Source organism: Alphaproteobacteria bacterium (assembly GCA_033344895.1).
GTDB lineage: Bacteria > Pseudomonadota > Alphaproteobacteria > UBA8366 > Aestuariispiraceae > Pacificispira.
The window spans coordinates 1,554,699-1,572,507 of record JAWPMN010000001.1 but is presented as its reverse complement, the minus strand read 5'-3'; the positions used below and the strand labels follow the sequence as shown (position 1 = coordinate 1,572,507).

General features: G+C 64.9%; 18 protein-coding genes. 17 read left to right on the top strand and 1 reads right to left on the bottom strand.

The window, feature by feature from the left end:
* The first annotated feature begins 39 nt into the window (after positions 1 to 39).
* The 17 genes from R8L07_07685 (at position 40) to rbfA (ending at position 17,373) form a co-directional block, all read left to right on the top strand.
* Complete coding sequence (locus tag R8L07_07685) at positions 40 to 465, top strand: MucR family transcriptional regulator (GenBank protein MDW3205413.1); 426 nt, start codon at positions 40 to 42, stop codon at positions 463 to 465.
* 174 nt (positions 466 to 639) lie between these two features.
* Positions 640 to 1,086: a Fur family transcriptional regulator gene (locus R8L07_07680; protein MDW3205412.1), complete on the top strand. Its 447-nt coding sequence runs from the start codon at positions 640 to 642 to the stop codon at positions 1,084 to 1,086.
* Complete coding sequence (locus tag R8L07_07675; GenBank protein MDW3205411.1) at positions 1,083 to 1,931, top strand: GNAT family N-acyltransferase; 849 nt, start codon at positions 1,083 to 1,085, stop codon at positions 1,929 to 1,931. The genes R8L07_07680 and R8L07_07675 overlap by 4 nt, the downstream gene beginning before the upstream one ends.
* The gene (locus tag R8L07_07670; protein MDW3205410.1) at positions 1,918 to 2,841 is read left to right on the top strand and encodes a lysophospholipid acyltransferase family protein; all 924 of its coding nucleotides are present in this window, start codon (positions 1,918 to 1,920) and stop codon (positions 2,839 to 2,841) included. Before R8L07_07675 ends, R8L07_07670 begins: the two co-directional genes overlap by 14 nt.
* 312 nt (positions 2,842 to 3,153) lie before the next feature.
* Positions 3,154 to 4,539 carry a tRNA (N6-isopentenyl adenosine(37)-C2)-methylthiotransferase MiaB gene (gene miaB / locus R8L07_07665; protein ID MDW3205409.1) on the top strand — a complete coding sequence of 462 codons (1,386 nt, stop codon included), beginning with the start codon at positions 3,154 to 3,156 and terminating at the stop codon, positions 4,537 to 4,539.
* Entirely contained in the window at positions 4,536 to 5,528 is a 993-nt protein-coding gene (locus R8L07_07660; protein ID MDW3205408.1) for a PhoH family protein, read from the top strand. Before miaB ends, R8L07_07660 begins: the two co-directional genes overlap by 4 nt.
* Entirely contained in the window at positions 5,525 to 6,013 is a 489-nt protein-coding gene (gene ybeY, locus R8L07_07655) for an rRNA maturation RNase YbeY (protein ID MDW3205407.1), read from the top strand. Before R8L07_07660 ends, ybeY begins: the two co-directional genes overlap by 4 nt.
* Positions 6,014 to 6,034: 21 nt before the next feature.
* Complete coding sequence (locus R8L07_07650; protein ID MDW3205406.1) at positions 6,035 to 6,991, top strand: hemolysin family protein; 957 nt, start codon at positions 6,035 to 6,037, stop codon at positions 6,989 to 6,991.
* Positions 6,992 to 7,030: 39 nt separating this feature from the next.
* Positions 7,031 to 8,623: an apolipoprotein N-acyltransferase gene (gene lnt, locus R8L07_07645; GenBank protein ID MDW3205405.1), complete on the top strand. Its 1,593-nt coding sequence runs from the start codon at positions 7,031 to 7,033 to the stop codon at positions 8,621 to 8,623.
* Positions 8,624 to 8,784: 161 nt separating this feature from the next.
* Positions 8,785 to 9,273 carry a helix-turn-helix domain-containing protein gene (locus R8L07_07640; GenBank protein ID MDW3205404.1) on the top strand — a complete coding sequence of 163 codons (489 nt, stop codon included), beginning with the start codon at positions 8,785 to 8,787 and terminating at the stop codon, positions 9,271 to 9,273.
* A 114-nt stretch (positions 9,274 to 9,387) separates the two neighbouring features.
* Positions 9,388 to 10,572 carry a methionine adenosyltransferase gene (metK, locus tag R8L07_07635; protein ID MDW3205403.1) on the top strand — a complete coding sequence of 395 codons (1,185 nt, stop codon included), beginning with the start codon at positions 9,388 to 9,390 and terminating at the stop codon, positions 10,570 to 10,572.
* Positions 10,573 to 10,618: 46 nt separating this feature from the next.
* Positions 10,619 to 11,308: a tRNA (guanine(46)-N(7))-methyltransferase TrmB gene (locus R8L07_07630; GenBank protein ID MDW3205402.1), complete on the top strand. Its 690-nt coding sequence runs from the start codon at positions 10,619 to 10,621 to the stop codon at positions 11,306 to 11,308.
* 137 nt (positions 11,309 to 11,445) lie between these two features.
* Positions 11,446 to 11,967, top strand: coding sequence for a ribosome maturation factor RimP (rimP, locus tag R8L07_07625; protein ID MDW3205401.1), 522 nt, complete (start codon positions 11,446 to 11,448; stop codon positions 11,965 to 11,967).
* Between the two features lie 56 nt (positions 11,968 to 12,023).
* A complete protein-coding gene (nusA, locus tag R8L07_07620) occupies positions 12,024 to 13,616 on the top strand; it encodes a transcription termination factor NusA (protein ID MDW3205400.1) in 1,593 nt (530 codons plus the stop codon).
* 25 nt (positions 13,617 to 13,641) lie between these two features.
* Positions 13,642 to 14,316, top strand: coding sequence for an RNA-binding protein (locus tag R8L07_07615; GenBank protein ID MDW3205399.1), 675 nt, complete (start codon positions 13,642 to 13,644; stop codon positions 14,314 to 14,316).
* Complete coding sequence (gene infB / locus R8L07_07610) at positions 14,313 to 16,883, top strand: translation initiation factor IF-2 (GenBank protein MDW3205398.1); 2,571 nt, start codon at positions 14,313 to 14,315, stop codon at positions 16,881 to 16,883. The genes R8L07_07615 and infB overlap by 4 nt, the downstream gene beginning before the upstream one ends.
* Positions 16,884 to 16,917: 34 nt before the next feature.
* Positions 16,918 to 17,373 carry a 30S ribosome-binding factor RbfA gene (gene rbfA, locus R8L07_07605; protein MDW3205397.1) on the top strand — a complete coding sequence of 152 codons (456 nt, stop codon included), beginning with the start codon at positions 16,918 to 16,920 and terminating at the stop codon, positions 17,371 to 17,373.
* A 92-nt stretch (positions 17,374 to 17,465) separates the two neighbouring features.
* Here rbfA and trxA read toward each other — a convergent pair whose 3' ends face one another.
* Positions 17,466 to 17,786 (bottom strand): thioredoxin TrxA, encoded by a 321-nt coding sequence (gene trxA, locus R8L07_07600; GenBank protein MDW3205396.1) that lies wholly within the window; start codon positions 17,784 to 17,786, stop codon positions 17,466 to 17,468.
* Between the last annotated feature and the right edge of the window lie 23 nt (positions 17,787 to 17,809).

The following is a 17,809-nucleotide window of genomic DNA, read 5'->3' as shown; positions in this document are numbered from 1 at the left end:
GGTGTTTGCGTGAACCTGCATTGAATGAAAGGTCGCAAAATGGCGGAATCAAATGAAACGGATATCAGCTCTTCGGAATTGCTGCAGCTGACCTCCGACATCGTGGCTGCCCATGTCTCCAACAATTCCGTCCCGTCCTCCGAGCTGTCGGGCCTGATCGAGCAGGTCTACCGCACGCTGGAGCAGGTCGGAAAAGCGCCGGAGCCGGAAGCCGACAAGCCGATCCCCGCCGTTTCGATCAAGAAGTCGGTGCATCCGGACTATCTGATCTGTCTGGAAGACGGCAAGAAGTTGAAGATGCTGAAGCGGCATCTGAAGACGGCTTACGACATGACGCCGGAAGAGTATCGCGAGCGCTGGGGTCTGCCGGCCGACTATCCGATGGTCGCCCCGAACTATGCCAAGCAGCGCTCGAAGCTGGCGAAGGATATCGGGCTCGGTCGACGCAGCCGGAAATCCAAGTAAGCGGCAGGATCGATCGGTCACGCGTAAGCGGCGGATTGCCGGGCCCCGGCGGGTCGGCATGCCGTCGCTTGGCGTGTGACGCAACGCTGGCGTGCGACGGCTCCAAGACGTTTGATCCGTGGCACGCCTGCCGTTAGTGTAGACCAACTCAAATCCGAGACGGCAGGGGGCGCCATGGCTGACGGAAGCGATCCACAGCGCATTGAAAAACTTTGCGCTGAAAAGGGCCTGAAGATGACGGAGCAGCGGCGCGTCATCGCCCGTGTTCTGTCGGAAAGCGTCGACCATCCGGACGTCGAGCAATTGCACCAGCGCGCGACCGAAGTGGATACCCGGATCAGCATCGCGACGGTCTATCGGACCGTGCGCCTGCTGGAAGAGGCGGAGATCCTGACCCGGCACGATTTCGGCGATGGTCGCGCCCGCTACGAGGAAGTCTCGGACGAACATCACGATCATCTGATCGATATCGATTCCGGCGACGTGATCGAATTCCATAACGAGGCGATCGAAAAGCTTCAGGAGGACGTCGCGCGATCTCTGGGATACAGGCTGGTCGACCACCGGCTGGAGCTGTTCGGTGTGCGGCTGGACCGTAAGGACAAGAAAGCCAAAACGTGAGCGCACCCGGTACCCTGAATGCATCGCTGGCTCAGCTGACCAGCAACAATCTCGGAATCCGCCTGGCCGAAGGCGATCCAGGCTTCATCGACGCGTCGCAGGCACTGCGCTATCGCGTGTTCTACGAGGAAATGACGGCCAAGCCGACCGAGGAAATGGCGGCGCGCAAGCGCGATTTCGACGCGTTCGATGCGGTGGCCGACCATCTTCTCGTCGTGGATCGCGATCTCGGCGATGGGCCGGAATCGGTTGTCGGAACGTACCGCCTGACACGCCGGGAGGCCGCCGCCCGCCACGGCCAGTTCTATACGGTGGATGAGTATGACATCTCCGCCCTTACCGGGCAGCCGGGCGAGATCCTGGAACTGGGTCGATCCTGCGTCGACGAGGCTTACCGCACGCGCCATGTCATGGAGTTGCTGTGGCGCGGCATCGCAGCCTACGTTTTTCATTACGACATCGATCTGATGTTCGGTTGCGCCAGCATCCCCGGCACGGATCCCGATGCGCTGGCCCTGCCGCTCAGCTACCTCTATCACAATCATCTGGCGCCGCCGGAAAAGCGCCCGGTTGCGCTGGCCGAGCGCCATGTGGAGATGAACCGCCTCCCGGCGGACCAGATCGACCGGCGCCAGGGTCTGGCCGCGGTCCCGCCGCTGATCAAGGGCTATCTGCGTCTGGGCGGATATGTCGGTGACGGGGCGGTGATCGATCCGCAATTCGATACGACGGATGTTTGCATCGTGGTTGAAACCCACAATGTGACCGGTCGCTATTACAAGCACTATTCCCGCAAGGCCGGTGAAGGAAGCGGTGCCGAAGGAAGCGGAGATGAGCGCGGCTGACCCCGGCAACGGAATCCCGGCGGGCGTCACGGTCCCGCCGCCGGCGGAACGCCGGCCCGGCTGGTTCCCGGCGCTTGAAGGCTCGCTGAAACCGTCCCGCCTGCTGGGCTGGCTCCGGGCGACGGGGATTGCGCTCTGGACGGTCTGGATGACCTGCCTGAACCTGCGCAGCGCGTTCGGCACCAGGGGCATGTCCCCGGCCACCACCATGAAATGGCACCGCAACGTGTTGCGGCTGGCCGGGATCGACGTGACCGTTACGGGCACGCCGGTGCGGGACCGGCCGGTGATGGTCGTGGCCAATCACGCGTCCTATCTGGACATCATAACGCTGGGGGCGCTGCTGCCCTGCTCCTTCGTGTCGAAGGCCGAAGTCCGGCACTGGCCGATATTCGGATGGATGGCGGTCCAGCAGCGCACGATCTTCATCGAACGCGACCCGCGCAAGGCGGCGCATCATCTCGGCGAAATGAAAAAGCGGCTGGAGCAGGGCGGCTGCCTCGTCCTGTTCCCGGAGGGGACCAGCACCGATGGCGGCCGCGTGCTGCCGTTCAAGTCGACGCTGTTCCAGGCGGCGTCGATCGAGTTTCCCGACACCGGCGAGATCGAGGTCCAGCCGGTGTCGATTGCCTATTCACGGCTGGATGGAATGCCGATGGGACGGGCTTTCCGCCCCTACTTCACCTGGTTTGGCGATATGGATCTGGCGCCGCATCTGATCGACTGGCTCGGGCTCGGGACGCTGGGGATCGACGTGGTCTTTCATGAGCCCGTCCGTCTGTCGGAATCCGGCGGTCGCAAGGGGCTTGCAGTCCGTACGCAAGCGGCCTGTGCCAAGGGCGTCGAATCCGCCCTACGGGGGCGTCCGACGCCGGTCGAAACCCGGTCGGCGCTGCCGGTCGATCCTTGAAGTCGAATCAGGGTTGGGCTAGACTCCGGGCATGACCTGAACGGTCGTGATCGGCAAGAACAGGCGGTATGCAGCGCAGCGCACACCCTTCTTCGATTCGCTTATCGGCAATCCGGCATTCGCTGCCGGCGGTCGTCGGGACGACCGCCGCATGACCCGTGTTCGGCACGGCGGTGCGGGCGAATTCCGCACGGGACAGGCCGGGCCGGCATTTTCTGCGGCATTGACGGAGGGCGGCCCCGTGCCCTATCAGGCGCGCAACCGCGAATTTCCGCCCGCTAAAACTCTGCCCCTGGCAGGACGAGAGTGCCGATGACACAGACCACCGACAGCAACGCCCGCAAGGTCCATATCAAGACCTATGGCTGCCAGATGAATGTCTACGATTCCGAACGCATGCTGGAGACGCTGCGTCCGCTGGGTTTCGAGATGACGTCCGAGGCCGAAGGGGCGGACCTCGTCATTCTGAATACCTGCCATATCCGGGAGAAGGCATCGGAGAAGGTTTATTCCGAACTGGGCCGTCTGCGTGAGGCGCAGGGCCGCAAATCCGAGACCGGCGGCCGGATGATGCTGGCCGTTGCCGGGTGCGTCGCCCAGGCGGAAGGCGAGGAAATCCTCAACCGGGCGCCGCAGGTGGACATGGTTTTCGGGCCGCAGACCTATCACCGGCTGCCGGAGTTGATAGCCCGTGCCGACCGCGAGGCGGGTGCGCGCCAGATCGAGACCGACTTCCCGACGGAGGACAAGTTCGATCACCTGCCCGAGGAGCGGCAGGCGGCGGGGGTGACGGCCTTCCTGACGGTCCAGGAAGGCTGCGACAAGTTCTGCACATTCTGTGTGGTGCCCTATACGCGGGGCGCGGAACAATCACGCCCGGTCGCGGCAATCCTGCGCGAAGCCGAAGGCATGGTGGCGCAGGGCGTGCGCGAGGTCACGCTGCTGGGTCAGAATGTGAACGCCTATCACGGCATCGGGGCCGACGGGAAGGAATGGAGCCTAGGCCGGCTGACCCGGGCGCTTGCCGACATTCCCGGCCTGGATCGCATCCGCTATACCACCAGCCATCCGCGCGACATGGATGACGAACTGATCGCGGCCCATGCTGACCTGCCGGCGCTGATGCCCTATCTGCATCTGCCGGTGCAAAGCGGTTCGGACCGGATTCTGGCGGCCATGAACCGGAAGCACACCGCCGACGATTTCCGCCGCATCGTTGACCGGCTGCGCGCCGGTCGGCCGGATCTGGCGCTCAGCTCCGACTTCATCGTCGGCTTTCCGGGTGAGACGGATGCGGAATTTGCGGAGACGCTGAAACTGGTGACGGATATCGGATTCGCCTCCTCCTTCTCGTTCAAGTATTCGCCGCGTCCCGGCACACCGGCCTCCGGCATGGCCGATGCCGTGCCCGAGGAGGTGAAGTCCCATCGGCTGGCGGCGCTGAACCAGTTGCTGGAGGCGCAGCAGGAAGCGTTCAACCATGGCTGCGTCGGCAAGCGGCTGCCGGTCCTGATCGAGAAGACCGGCCGGTATCCGGGGCAGCTGGTCGGCCGCTCTCCGTATCTGCAGCCGGTTCATATCGACGGCCCGACCGATCTGATCGGCCGGATCGTCGACTGCGATATCGATTCCCTGCGGTCCTACAGCCTGTTCGGTCGGATCGCCGCTCTCACCCCCGAAGAAAGGGCCTGCGCTTGAACTCGATCCCGCAAGGCGACGTGGCCGTCGAGCCCCGCGTCATCGACTTCGACGACAACCGCCTACTGCCGGAACTGTTCGGCGAGCACGACAAGAACCTTGTCCGGATCGAGACACAGCTGGGGATCTCCCTGATCAATCGCGGCAACCAGATCGCCCTGACCGGGCCGAAGGATTCGGTCGACCTGGCCGAGGCCGGGCTGAAACGCCTCTATTCGCGACTCAAGGGCGGTGAGCGCATCGAGGATGCCGATGTCGATGCCGCCCTGCGCATGGCCGGTCAGCCGACGGACCTGTTCGGTGAGCAGGAGCCGGTTATCCGCACCCGTCGGCGCCAGATCGCGCCGCGCACCCCGACCCAGGCGGCCTATATCGACGCGATCTACGGCCACGACCTGGTCTTCGGTCTGGGTCCTGCCGGTACCGGCAAGACCTATCTGGCCGTCTGCATGGCGGTGTCGATGTATCTGGCCGGTCAGGTCGAGCGCATCATCCTGTCCCGGCCGGCGGTCGAGGCAGGCGAGCGGTTGGGCTTCCTGCCCGGCGACATGAAGGAGAAGGTCGATCCCTATCTGAGGCCGATCTATGACGCGCTGTATGACACGCTGCCCGCGGATCAGGTGTCGCGGAAGCTCGAAAACGGCGATATCGAAGTCGCACCGCTGGCCTTCATGCGTGGTCGGACACTGAAGAACGCCTTCGTGCTGCTGGACGAGGCGCAGAACACGACGGCGATGCAGATGAAGATGTTCCTGACCCGTCTGGGCGAGAACAGCCGCATGGTCATTACCGGTGACCTGTCGCAGATCGATCTGCCGCCGGGCCAGATCTCCGGCCTCGCGGAGGCGGTTCATACACTGTCCGACGTGAAGGGCATCGAGATGATACGGTTCGACGCGTCGGACGTGGTTCGTCATCCGCTGGTCGCGCGCATCGTTCAGGCCTATGATGCCCGCGATGCGGCCAAGTCGGGCGAAACGAAGCGATGAGCGACCCCGCCGACTGGGATATCGCGGTGTCCGTTCTGACCGGCGACTGGTCCGATGCGGACGAAGGCGTGGTGCGCCTTGCCGCACAGGCGGCCCTGAAAGCGGCCGGCCCGGACGGGCCGCTGGAACTGTCGGTGGCTCTGGCGGACGATGGCAAGGTGCGGGAGCTGAACCGGGACTACCGCGGGCAGGACAAGCCGACCAACGTCTTGTCCTTCGAAGCCGGTGAGGATCCGATGCCGGGTCAGCCCCTGATCCTGGGCGATGTCGTGCTGGCGCGGGAAACCTGTGCACGGGAGGCCGTGGAGGGCGACAAGAGTTTCAACGATCATCTGACGCATCTGACGGTGCACGGCGTTTTGCATCTTCTCGGCTACGACCATATCGACTCGGACGAGGCGGAGGAGATGGAGGCGCTGGAAGTGGAAATACTGGCGGAAATGGGGATCGGGAATCCCTATCTAGAGAAGCCGGAAGCGGTTTAGAGACGATTTTTCGAGAGGACCATGGCGGACCAGACTTCAACGAGCGACAGCGGCTCGGCCGAACCCGGCGCGGGAGAACCCAGTTCTAGGAAGCCGGGCGGCTTGCGTGGATTTTTACGCGCGCTGCTCGGCCGAAACGGGGATTCCCAGCTGCGCGACAGTTTCGAGGAGCTGCTGGAGCAGCACGACGATCGCGACACACCCATTGATCCCGATGAACGGGCCCTGATCGACAACATTCTGAATGTTGGCGAGGAAACGGCCTATGACGTGATGGTGCCGCGTGCGGACATCGTGTCCGTCCCGGTCGACACCAGCCTGGACGATCTGGTCGCGATCATGTCGCGCCAGCCGCATTCCCGGTACCCGGTCCATCGCGAAAGCCTGGATGACGTGCTGGGCATGGTCCACATCAAGGATGTGCTGGCCGCGACGACGGAACCACGCGAGAATTTCTCGATCCGCAAGGTCATGCGCAAGGTGCTGTTTGTGGCGCCGTCCATGCGGGTCCTGGATCTTCTGCTGCAGATGCGCATGAACCGCCTGCACATGGCGCTGGTGGTCGACGAGTATGGCGGCATTGACGGCCTTGTGACGATCGAGGACCTGGTGGAGGAGATCGTCGGCGAAATCGAGGACGAGCACGATATCGACCGCGGCCCGAAGATCGAACGCAAGCCGGACGGCACGTGGATCGCGGATGCGCGCCTGGACATCGAGGACCTGGAGGAACGTATCGGCCCGATCCTGACCGAGGAAGAGCGGGAAGAGGATATCGACACGATCGGAGGTCTGGTCTTTACCCTGGCCGGGCGGGTTCCGATACGGGGCGAACTGATACCGCATGAATCCTCCGGCCTGGAATTCGAGGTGCTGGAAGCGGATCCGCGGCGCATCAAGCGCATCCGGCTGCGCTATCGCCCGCCGGGCGCAGCGAACGATCCGGCCCCTCCCAGCCCTGCCAAGGCGGCGGAATAGGGCTTCGCGCCCCGCTGTTATCCCGGAAGGAAGCCTGACATGACCGATCGCCTCTCCGCCGGAGGTGCCGCGCCGTTTGTGACAGCCCTGCCGGGCCGGTTGGCCGCGCTCGGTCCCTGGCAGCGCCGTGGCGTGCTGTTCGGACTGGGTGCTCTGACCGTGCTCGGCCTGCCGCCGGTCGATGCCTGGCCGGTCGCTTTTCTGACCCTGCCTGCGCTGATCTGGATGCTGGAGGGCGCGCACAGCCGGAAGGCGGCGTTCGGGACCGGCTGGTGGTTCCTGTTCGGCTATTTCTTTGTTGGCTGGTACTGGATTTCCAACGCGCTGCTGGTCTTCTCCGCCAGTTTTGCCTGGATGATACCCTTTGCGCTGATCGGCCTGCCGGGCGCGATGGCGATCTATGGCGGGTTGGCGCTTCTGGTGCCGCATCTGCTTCTGGGGCCCGGGCCGCAGCGGCGCGTTGCCAGAATCCTGCTGACCGTGGCGGCACTGGGCGGTGCGGACATCCTGCGCGGGCTGCTCCTGACCGGATTTCCCTGGAACACTTTCGGATACCTCTGGTCCGGGACGGAACCGCTCAGCCAGGCGGCGGCGCTGGTCGGGCTCTACGGCCTCGGCCTAATGGTGCTTTTGTCCGGTGCGCTGCCGGCGTTGGCCGCGAATGGCGGTCGGATGGCGGCAGCCGGCCTTGCCGCCGCATTGTTGATTCCGGCGATGGTCTATGCCGGCGGTGCCGTCCGTCTGGCCGGTGCGCCGGACCCGGTCGCACAGCAGGCCGATCCGGCCCGACCCGGCATCCGGATGGTTCAGGCAAATATCCCGCAACGCGAGAAATGGCGCAGCACCTTCCGGGAGCGGAATCTGCAAATGCACCTGACGGATAGCGTCGCGGACCGTCCCGACTGGGTCCGTACGATTCTATGGCCGGAGACAGCCGCAGCCTTCCTGGTCGAGAACAGCGACGATTATCGCGCTGCGATGGCGCGCTATGCCGTGCCGGAGGGTGGTTATCTGATCACCGGCGCGCCGCGTCGGACAAAACAGCCGGAGGCACTGCACAATTCGATCGTCGCAGTGGATCATCACGCCAGCGTGGTCGCAACCTACGACAAGGCCCATCTGGTGCCCTTCGGCGAATATGTGCCGCTGGGCCGATACCTGCCGTTCGGCGGGGTTGCCTCCGGGGCACTCGACTATTCCCCGGGCCCGGGCCCGCGAACGATCCGGCTGCCGGGCCTGCCGCCCCTTTCGCCGCTGGTCTGCTATGAGGTGATCTTTCCCGGCGCGGTGACCGATCCCGCGGACCGCCCGGAATGGCTGCTGAATGCCACCAACGACGCCTGGTATGGTCGCACCGCGGGCCCGTATCAGCATCTGCAGCATGCCCGGTTGCGGGCCGTCGAGGAGGGGTTGCCGCTGGTTCGTCCGGCCAATACCGGCGTGTCGATCGCCTTCGATGCTTTCGGGCGGGAGATCGGCCGCATTCCGCTGGAGACACGCGGGGTGCTGGATTTTCGCCTGCCGCCGGCTGAGCCGCCGACCCTGTTCTCGAAGCTCGGCATGACTCTACCACTGGTTATGATTCTCGCGCTTGCGGCAACGGGTCTGGTTGTAGGTCGGCGATCGGTTTGAAAAGCCGGAAACGTTGACCGGACGGCGCACCGAGGGTACCAATTGCACAGCTGGAAGAATTCACGATAACCGTTCGCTGCGTACCGACGATTTTCGCGGAATGGTTACAGGGGAGGGTCGGTTCGGATGGCAGGCCCGGCCGAACGGAAGAACACGATGCCATGACGGATCATGCTGAAACGGCGGGGGGCGCGGGGGGCGACGACCCCCTGGCCGACCGGCGGTTTGCGGTCGATTGTCATGTCGGCCGACGCCTTCGTCAGAGGCGCATGCTGCTGGGGCTCAGCCAGGAACGACTGGCCGCCTCGCTGGGTCTGACCTTCCAGCAGATACAGAAATATGAACGCGGCGCGAACCGAATCGGGGCGGCCCGGCTGTTCGATCTTTCGCGGCGCCTGGAAGTCCCGATCGGCTATTTCTTCGACGGGCTTCAGGATCCCGGCCCGGATTCCGGGGAGGCTGAAGGCTCCGCACCGCAGGCGGACCCGCCGCCCGCCGCTGTGGCACCGCGCCGGGAAATCGCCGATCTGATTCGGGCCTATTACCGGATCAAGGATCCCCGGATGCGGGGCTGCATGCTGGAACTTTGCCGGGCAATGGCTGCCGCGCCGTTCGGAACGAGGCGCCGGGACGGCGCACTATTGACGTAGTGGCAAAACCCCCGTAACAAACCGCCCGCCCTTGCGCCCGCGGCGCAAACCTGACGACATGCCCGCGGCGCAGACCTGCCGACCATTGAGAATGACCCTAGGGGGACAACCAGTATGGCCAATTCGTTCCTGTTCACGAGTGAATCCGTTTCCGAAGGCCACCCGGACAAGGTCTGTGACCGAATTTCCGACGAAGTCGTCGATCTGTTTCTGGCTACCGATCCCGGCGCCCGCGTCGCGTGCGAAACGCTGACGACGACGAACCGGATCGTGATCGCCGGTGAAGTGCGGGGCCCGGCGGGCGTCGTCGACAATGGCGAAGTGAACAAGGACAAGATCGAAGCCCTGGCCCGTGCCGCTGTGAAGGATATCGGCTACGCGCAGGACGGGTTCCATTACGAAAACGCCGAAGTGCAGATTTATCTGCATGCCCAGTCGCAGGATATTGCGGTCGGTGTCGACGCGGCCGGCAACAAGGACGAGGGCGCGGGCGATCAGGGGCTTATGTTCGGCCATGCCCGGCGTGAGACCGATGTGCTGATGCCGGCAGCGATCCAGTATTCGCATGATATCCTGAAGAGCCTCGCCGCGTTCCGCCACAGCGACCCGAAGAGCGGCCTTGGCCCGGATTCGAAGAGCCAGGTCACGCTGAAATACGAAGACGGCAAGCCGGTCGGCGTTACCTCGGTCGTGGTCTCGACCCAGCATGACGACGGGCTGGAACAGCCGCAGGTCCGCGAAATCGTGCGACCGCATGTAGAGAAGGTCCTGCCGAAGGGCTGGTTCCCGCCGGAAGAGGAATTTTATGTCAATCCGACCGGCCGGTTCGTCATCGGCGGTCCGGACGGCGATGCCGGCCTGACCGGGCGCAAGATCATCGTCGACACCTATGGCGGTGCTGCGCCTCATGGCGGTGGTGCCTTCTCCGGCAAGGATCCGACGAAGGTCGACCGTTCCGCCGCCTATGCCGCGCGCTATGTCGCCAAGAACATCGTGGCCGCCGATCTGGCCGACAAATGCACGATCCAGGTCGCCTATGCGATCGGCGTTTCCAAGCCGCTGTCGCTGCTGGTGGATACGCACGGCACAGGCCGTGTCGCCGAAGACAAGCTCGTCGCCGCCGTGAACGAGGTCATGGACCTGTCGCCGCGCGGGATCCGAGAGCATCTCGGTCTCAGCAAGCCGATCTACGCCCCGAGCGCGGCCTATGGGCATTTCGGTCGCGAGCCGACCGCCGAAGGTCATTTCAGCTGGGAACGCACCGACCTGGTCGAGGCGCTGAAAGCTGCCCTGACCTGATCCGAAGGGAGGCCGGCCCGGCTATACCGGGCCGGACCGAGCGGTCATGACCCAAGACAGGCCCGATTCCAGCCGTCCGAAATTCTTCGGCCGCCGCAAGGGGCGTGCGCTCAACCCGACACAGCAGCGGATTCTGGACGACCGGCTGCCGGCCTTTGCGGTCGATCCGGGGGCGCTGCCGGCCGACCCGACGGCGCTGTTCGACGGCGCGATCCGGGACCTCTGGCTGGAAGTCGGCTTCGGCTCCGGCGAGCATCTGGTTTCCCAGGCGGAACGGCATCCCGATATCGGATTTCTGGGATGCGAGCCCTTCATCAACGGCGTCGCCAAGGTGGTGCGGGATGCCGACGCGGCGGGTCTGCGCAATGTGAAGGTTCTGGCCGACGATGCACGGCTGCTGCTGGATGCCCTGCCCGACGGCTGTCTCGGCCGGGCCTATATCCTGTTTCCCGACCCCTGGCCCAAGAAGCGCCATCGCCTGCGCCGTTTCGTCGGCCCGGAAAACCTGCCGCGTCTCGCCCGGCTGCTGCGCCCGGGGGCGGAGTTGCGCTGTGCGACCGACCATCCGGACTATCTGGACTGGATGCTGTATCAGGTCGGGCGCCACGATGCCTTCGACTGGCTGGCCGCCGGCCCGAAAGACTGGCGCGAACGCTGGGACGACCACATCCCGACGCGCTACGAGACCAAGGCGCTGGCCGGCCGTCCCTCCTACCTGAGGTTCCGTCGCGTCTGAGCCGGGCGGGTCTTGAATTGCCGGGCGGTTTGGCGTATTAAGCGCACCGTAACTTTCATTGTATCGCCTCATTCTATGGGAGCGATGGATGGGGGTGGGCCGTGGCCCGCCCTTTTTTGTTGGCAACGGACGGCCGAATGGCGATTGAAAAGCGCATCGCGGATATGATCGGACCCGCACTCGAAGACATGGGCTTCGGGGTGGTGCGCATCCGTCTGATGGGCAAAGAGCGGGTCACGCTGCAGATCATGGCGGATCGGCTGGACGAAAAGCCCATCACGGTAGATGATTGTGCGGATATCAGCCGCGCCGTTTCGGCCATCCTCGATGTCGAGGACCCGATTGAGCGCGCTTACAGCCTGGAAGTCAGCTCTCCCGGCATCGACCGGCCTCTGACCCGTCCGCGGGATTTCGAGCGTTTTGCCGGTTTCGAAGTGAAGATCGAGCTGGAACAGTTGATGGACGGCAGGCGCCGGTTCCGGGGAATCCTGGGCGGTATCGACGGCAATGCGGTGTCGATAGAGACCGATACGGCCGAATTCCAGATCCCTTTCGAGGCGATCCGGGATGCGAAGCTGGTTCTGACGGATGCATTGATCGAGGCGAGCCGCGCCGCGGCGGACGACTCGGAAGGAACGGCGGAAGGGTCTGCGGTCTGATCCGCGCCGGACGCATTACTGATTGACGGACTGATAGTCATAAGGACGTGAAGACGATGGAAGGCATCACGATCACCCGTACCGATATGCTCGCCGTGGCGGACGCTGTCGCACGCGAGAAGGGGATCGAGCGCGAGCTCGTGCTGGAGGCGATGGAGCAGGCCATCCAGAAGGCCGGCCGCTCCAAATACGGCATGGAGCACGATATCCGGGCGTCGATCGACCGCAAGACCGGTGAGATCGTCCTGGCCCGCTATATCGAAGTCGTCGAGGCGGACGACCTGGAGGACGAGGTCAAACAGGTCACCGTGGAGCGTGCACGCCGCAAGAAGCCGGACGCCGTCGTCGGCGACTTCCTGGTCGACCGCCTACCGCCGATCGATTTCGGACGCATCGCCGCTCAGACCGCCAAGCAGGTCATCGTCCAGAAGGTCCGTGAGGCCGAGCGCGAGCGCCAGTATGAGGAATACAAGGACCGCGCCGGCGAGATCGTGAACGGTCTGGTCAAGCGGGTGGAATACGGCAACGTCACCGTCGATCTGGGCCGCGCCGAAGCCGTGCTGCGCCGCGACGAGATCATTCCGCGCGAACATTTCAAGCGGGGCGACCGCGTGCGCGCCTTCATCTACGATGTGCGCCGCGAGCCGAAGGGGCCGCAGATCTTCCTGTCGCGTACCCGGCCGGAATTCATGGCCATGCTGTTTGCCCAGGAAGTGCCGGAAATCTATGACGGCATCATCGAGATCAAGAAGGTCGCCCGCGACCCGGGCAGCCGCGCCAAGATCGCCGTGCTGTCCAATGACGGGTCGATCGATCCGGTCGGCGCCTGCGTCGGCATGCGCGGCAGCCGCGTCCAGGCCGTGGTCGCCGAGTTGCAGGGGGAGAAGATCGACATTATCTCCTGGCGGGACGAGGACGCGGCCTTCGTGGTGAACGCCCTGGCGCCGGCCGAGGTGACCAAGGTCGTCATGGACCCCGATACCAACACGATCGAAGTCGTGGTGCCGGACGAACAGTTGTCTCTGGCCATCGGCCGCCGCGGGCAGAATGTTCGCCTGGCGTCGATGCTGACCGGCTGGAACATCGACATCATGACCGAGGAGCAGGAATCCGAGAAGCGTCAGCGAGAATTCGTCGAACGCTCCGAACTGTTCATGGAAGCGCTGGATGTCGACGACATGATCGCCCAGCTTCTGGTGACGGAAGGCTTCACCTCGGTCGAGGAAGTCGCCTATGTCCCGACCGATGAACTGGCGGCGATCGAAGGCTTCGACGAGGATGTGGCGGAAGCCCTGTCCGAGCGTGCCAACAGCCATCTGGACGAACAGAACCGCCTGCTCGACGAGAAGCGCAAGGAACTGGGTGTCGAGGATGCGCTGGCCGAGTTCACCGGCTTCACCAACAAGCAGTTGATCAAGCTGGGTGAAAACGAAATCTGCACGGTCGACGACTTCGCCGGTCTTGCGGCCGATGAACTGACCGATCCGAATGACGGCATTCTGCGCGGCGACGATCTGAGCGAGGAAGACGCGACGCAGATGGTCATGAATGCCCGCGTCGTGGCCGGCTGGATCACGCAGGAAGAGCTGGACGCCATGATGGCGGCCGAAGCGGACGCCGACGAGGAAGAGGCGGAAGGCACGGCCTGAACGGATTCAGTGGGGTAGCTGCGCGATGGCGGAACCGGAAGAGCCGGCCCTGCCGGAGCTCGCGACCGACGAGGGAACGGCATCGGCCGGTCGGGAACCGGTTCGCCGCTGCCTCGCCACCGGGGAGCGACGGTCCCGGGAAGAGCTGATCCGCTTCGTGCTGGGCCCCGACGGTGTGGTGGTCCCGGACTTGGCGGCAAAGCTGCCGGGACGTGGAATGTGGTTGAGCGCCGATGCACGAAGCATTAAGACGGCGCTGGACCGGAAACTGTTTGCCCGTGCGGCGCGCGCGGCGGTCACGGCACCGCCGGACCTGATCGACCGGGTCGCCGAGCTGCTGACGCGGCGCTGTATCGAGACGGTTTCCCTGGCGCGACGCGCCGGAGAGGCGGTCTGCGGGTTCGAAAAGACCCGCGCGGCCCTGAAGGGCGATCCCGGCGCTGCGGTCCTGCTTCAGGCCCGCGATGGCGCCGAGGACGGCCGGTCGAAGCTGGCGGCCCTGGCCCGTGATGCCGTGCCGGTTGTCGCGGTCCTGGATGCCGCGGAGCTGGGCGAGGCCTTCGGCCGGGAGACGGCCGTGCATGCGGCGCTGGCGCCGGGCGGACTGAGCCGCCGCTTCCTGACGGAGGCAGGGCGGTTGAAAGGTTTTAGAGAGACGGCGGCCGGCATGGGTCGGCCAGTCGGAAAGGACGACGGATGAGCGAAGGAACTTCTAAGAGCGGCGGCAAGCTTTCACTCGGGAAACCGGGCAAGCTGAGCCTGTCGAAGACGGTCGAAAGCGGACAGGTGCGCCAGAGCTTCAGCCATGGCCGTTCCAAGACCGTGATCGTCGAAACGAAGAGCCGGCGTTCCTTCGAACGGACCGACGGCGGCGATATGAAGGCCGTCAAGGGCGGCGCCGCGCGCCGGCCGGCCCAGGAAGGCAACAAGCTGGTCGCGGAAAACCCGCTGGACGGCTTGTCCGAAACCGAACGCCAGGCCCGCCTGCGCGCCCTGGAAGGGGCCGCGAAGGAGGAGGAGCGCCGCAAGATCGAGGCTGAGGAAGCCGAGCGCCGGGCCGAGGAAGCCCGTCGCCGCAAGGCCGAAGAGGAAGAGGCGCGCCGTCTCGCCGAGGAAGAGGAAGCCCGTCGCAAGGCCGAAGAGGCCGAAAAGCAGGCCGCCGAAGCCGAAGCCTCCGAGGTGAAGCCCGCTGCGGCGCCGGAGCCGGAAGCGCCTGCAGCCGAGGATGTGCCTCTGCCGCCGTCCGAGAAGCCGGATGCCGCGGCCCGCGCAAAGGCCAAGACCGAGGCGGACGCCGCCGCGGCCGCCGCCGCCGCGGAGAAGGACAAGAAGAACAAGGGCACGATGCGCCTGCGGGGCGAGCCGCGCCGCCGTCAGGGCAAACTGACCATTTCCCAGGCCCTGGAAGACGATGACGGTGAAAGCCGCGGTCGTTCCATGGCCGCGCTGCGCCGGGCGCGCGAGCGTGAAAAACAGCAGAACCGCGAACGTCTGTCGCGCGGGGAGAAAGTAGTGCGCGAAGTTACGATTCCGGAAGCCATTACCGTCGGTGATCTGGCCAACCGTATGGCCGAACGGGCCCCCGATGTCATCAAGGCCCTGATGAAGATGGGCGTCATGGCCGCCGTGAACCAGGCGATCGACGCGGATACCGCCGAACTGGTCGCCGAGGAATTCGGCCACCGGGTGAAGCGTGTGTCGGAAGCCGATGTCGAAGACGTACTGATCAAGCCGGAGGAGCCGGAAGGCGAGGGCGTGCCGCGCGCGCCGGTCGTCACGGTCATGGGCCATGTCGACCACGGCAAGACCTCGCTGCTGGATGCGCTGCGCGCGACCGATGTCGCGGCGGGCGAGGCCGGCGGCATCACCCAGCATATCGGTGCCTATCAGGTCACCATGAATTCCGGTGACACGATCACCTTCCTCGACACGCCCGGCCACGCGGCGTTCACCTCCATGCGTCAGCGCGGCGCCCAGGTGACCGACATTGTCGTCCTGGTCATCGCGGCCGATGACGGTATCCAGCCGCAGACGGTGGAGGCGATCAACCACGCCAAGGCGGCGGAAGTGCCGATCATCGTGGCAGTCAACAAGGTCGACAAGGAAGGCGCCGACCCGAACCGTGCCAAGACGCAGCTTCTGGAGCACGAACTGGTGCCGGAAGACATGGGCGGCGACGTGATCTGCATCGAAGTGTCGGCGCTGAAGCGCCTGAACCTGGACGCGCTGGAAGAGGCGATCCTGCTGCAGGCCGAAATGCTGGAACTGAAGGCCGTGCCCGAGGCGCCGGCCCGCGGTGCGGTGGTCGAGGCCAAGCTGGAAAAGGGCCGCGGTTCCGTCGCGACCGTGCTGGTGCAGAGCGGCACCCTGAAGGTCGGCGACATCTTCGTCGCCGGTCAGGAATGGGGCCGTGTCCGTGCGCTGCTGGACGACAAGGGCCGCCCGGTCGAACAGGCCGGTCCGTCCGTTCCGGTCGAGGTGCTGGGACTGCAGGGCACGCCGCAGGCCGGCGACGAATTCGTCGTGCTGAGCGATGAATCCAAGGCCCGCGAAATCGCCGACTACCGTCAGCGCAAGGCGCGCGAGGCGCAGTTCACCATTGCCGGACGCGGGACGCTCGAGCAGATGTTCGAGAAGGTCAAGGCCGGCGAGGCGGAGCAGCTTCCGGTCGTCGTCAAGACCGACGTCCAGGGCTCGCTGGAGGCGATCATCGCGGCGCTGGACAAACTGGCCACCGACGAGGTGAAGGTCCGCGTCCTGCACGGTGCTGTCGGCGGGATCACCGAATCCGACGTGACGCTGGCATCGTCGACGGGCGGGGTGATCCTGGGCTTTAACGTCCGCGCAAACCCGCAGGCCCGCGACCATGCGCGCCGCGACGGGGTCGATATCCGGTACTACTCCATCATCTATGACCTGATCGACGACATGAAGGCGGTCCTGTCGGGGATGCTGGCGCCGGAAGAGCGCGAGGAATTCCTGGGCTATGCCGAGATCCGCGATGTCTTCGCGATCACCAAGGTCGGCAAGGTCGCAGGCTGCATGATCACCGACGGCGAAGTCCGCCGCGGCGCCAAGGTGCGCCTGCTGCGCGACGATACGGTGATCTACGAGGGCTCGCTGAAACAGCTCAAGCGCTTCAAGGACGATGTTCGTGAGGTCAAGCAGGGCTACGAATGCGGCATGGCCTTCGAAAACTACGACGACATCAAGGTCGGCGACGTGGTCGAGTGTTTCGACGTACAGTCGGTGAAGCGCGAGCTGTAATCGCCGATCCGGACCACGGCGAGGGAGTCCGGGTTTGAGTGACAGAGAACCATCACAGCGTCAGTTGCGTGTCGGGGAACAGATCCGACACGCGCTGTCGCGTATTCTGGCCCGGGGTGAGCTGCGTGACCCGGCGCTGACCAATGTGCCGATCACGGTATCCGAGGTACGCTGCTCGCCGGATCTGAAGACGGCAACGGCCTATGTCCTGCCGCTCGGCGGTCAGAATGTCGGCGAGGTGATCTCCGCCCTGAAGCGCGCGGGGGCCTTCCTGCGCGGCCAGGTGGCCCGGGAGGTGCGCCTGAAATACACGCCGGGTCTGCGGTTCATGGCCGACGAATCCTTCGATGAGGCCAACCGGATCGATAATCTGCTGCGGCGCCCGGAAGTCGTGCGGGATCTGAAGCCCGGTGCGGCGAATGATCCGGATGAGGACGATCCGCAGGGGGGGCGGGGCGACGACCCGGCCCAGTCGGCCCGCGACGACTGATTTCCTTCCCAGGCGCCGGCATTCCGGCACCGGGTAAAAGAAAACCCCCGCACCAGGCGGGGGTTTTGCTTTGGCAGGATGCCCGTCTGCGATCAGACGTGCTGGTTGAGCCAGCTTTCCAGGTCGCTCTTCTTCGCGGCACCGACCTTGGTGCCGACGACCTGACCGTCCTTGAACAGCATCAGCGTCGGAATGCCGCGCACACCGTATTTCGACGGGGTCAGCGGGTTGCTGTCGATGTCCAGCTTGGCAACCGTCAGCTTGCCTTGCATGGAGCCGGAAATCTCGTCCAGCGCCGGGGCGATGGCCTTGCAGGGACCGCACCAGTCGGCCCAGTAGTCGACCAGGACCGGACCGTCGGCCTGCAGGACTTTCGTTTCAAATTCGTCGTCGGTGACGTTGACCGTGCTCATGGCGTAACTCCTTTGACCGTCAT